This is a genomic window from Ureibacillus terrenus, assembly GCF_006569205.1.
GTDB lineage: Bacteria > Bacillota > Bacilli > Bacillales_A > Planococcaceae > Ureibacillus > Ureibacillus terrenus.
In genome coordinates, this window is sequence record NZ_VIGD01000052.1 from 1 (window position 1) to 1,822 (window position 1,822).

The 1,822-nt window shown below is 31.7% G+C and carries 1 protein-coding gene and 2 pseudogenes; all 3 read left to right on the forward strand.

The window, feature by feature from the left end:
• Positions 1–143: 143 nt before the first annotated feature.
• A pseudogene (locus FKZ59_RS14290) lies at positions 144–449 on the forward strand (integrase core domain-containing protein); the annotation flags it as partial.
• 364 nt (positions 450–813) lie between these two features.
• Complete coding sequence (locus tag FKZ59_RS14295; protein ID WP_141603387.1) at positions 814–1,254, forward strand: stage III sporulation protein AH; 441 nt, start codon at positions 814–816, stop codon at positions 1,252–1,254.
• Between the two features lie 138 nt (positions 1,255–1,392).
• Positions 1,393–1,644 (forward strand): annotated as a pseudogene (locus FKZ59_RS14300) (Piwi domain-containing protein); the annotation flags it as partial.
• Between the last annotated feature and the right edge of the window lie 178 nt (positions 1,645–1,822).

Here is a 1,822-nt window from a genome sequence, read left to right on the forward strand (position 1 = left end):
CGGGCGAAGCTGGATTTACTCGAAAAACGAGTGTTATATCATTTATAAAATGTTATTTTAAAAAAATAATAAAGAGATGAAGGACTGTACATATATGGTTTCACCAAAAGAACGTAAGAGCCATTTTTAGTTTGCCATAAACACTTATCGTGCATACGGATTTAGGAACACAATATACAAGTGAAGCGTTTCAAGAACTTCTAAAAAAACATGAAATGATTCCGTCGTTTAGTCGAAAAGGATGTCCATATGACAACGCTTGTATTGAATCTTTTCACGCTATATTAAAAAAAGAAGAAGTGTATCTAACCAAATACGAAAGCTATGAGACAGCGAGAATTGCGTTATTTCAATTCATTGAAGGTTGGTATAATCGCAAACGAATTCATGGAAGCATCGGTTATTTGACACCGGATGAGTATGAAAAAATGTGCCGAGTAGCAGCGTAAAACTTGGGGATACGAACACTAACCCCTTCACATTTTTTTGGCACAACAGCCATGGGTTTATTTCTCCACGTCCCAAGTAGGTTGTCAAAGGCTCTTTTCACTTTGACAATCTACTTGGGATGTGGAACAATCCATGAATGGTTGTTGTGCAAAAAACTTAATCTTTTTGTGTCCAGAAACTTGACGTAGATTCATTAATTATGGCGTGATTATAACTTTCTATCTAAAAATTTTTAGTTTTTTGTGATATATTTTTTAGCTCATTATAATTCTTAAATAATTGAATTAATATATTAGGCATTGCGCCTTCATCTGAGTTGTTTTTGGCAAGTAGAAACATTTATTAGGGAGGTAACGTAATAAAATGTTAGAGCATGATAAAGACATAAAAGGTGAAGATTATCGTTTATTGATTGAAATAGCTTATGAGAAATGTGATAAATTTGCTTTTGTTATAAGGAAAGACATGATGTATGATGAAAAATTGGCGATGAAATATTACAACGAATTATTAAAAGATATTAAAAGTTCATTAATTGAAGTGAAAGAGGAATCTCAATGGGCAGTAAATATACTTTTAGAAGCAACAGCGTATATTTATTATTATGAGCTAAATGAACAGACAAAGCATTTTTTACAAACGAAAAGTAATTCTTTATTTGGGTGGATTAATGGGTTACCAGAAGATTTAATGTTTTATAATGGAGATAAAATTTGGCTTGCATGCAATTCACACGAAAGTTATTTTTATATTGACGAGGAAGACTCACAATCAAAAGTATTTGAAATCCTAAAAAAATTGTAAGCTATTGAACGCACGTGGCATCGCATTTGATATTGTAGAAATAATTAAAAATTGTAATCGTCGAATGGCTTTTATAATAATAGTCAAAAAAAATTTGAAACAAAACAAGGATGTTACTATAAAAGAGACAATGAAGCCTTTCTATGTAGTACGGATCCAAAAGAAACGATAGGAATGGCTAGACCAATTAAAATTGTTCAAAAAGCATCTACGTTACAATTTGATCAAATTATTTCAGATATCTACCAATTATCCTTTATGCACATTCATTGTTTAAATAAAACACGTTTACCTGCTACTGTACATTATGCTGATTTAAGCTCAACAGCCTATCAAAGAGGGCAAATCTCTCCAAGATTAACCAATGTAACGCATTTGCTGTTTGTGTAAGGAGTTAAAGGGGAATTTTGTTTATATCTTAAATTTACGCGAGGTGACCGGTGTGTATGGCAAAATAAAAGTGGCTCTTACGTATATTTGGTGAATGCCTTCCTATCATCCCTGTTGGAGATTTTTATTGTTTTATTAAAATAATAATTAAAGTCTATAGAGAACCCTTTTTTCTAAC

Coding starts and splice junctions, on each gene's coding strand:
- FKZ59_RS14295 (WP_141603387.1), top strand. CDS start 814: ATGTTAGAGCATGATAAAGACATAAAAGGTGAAGATTATCGTTTATTG.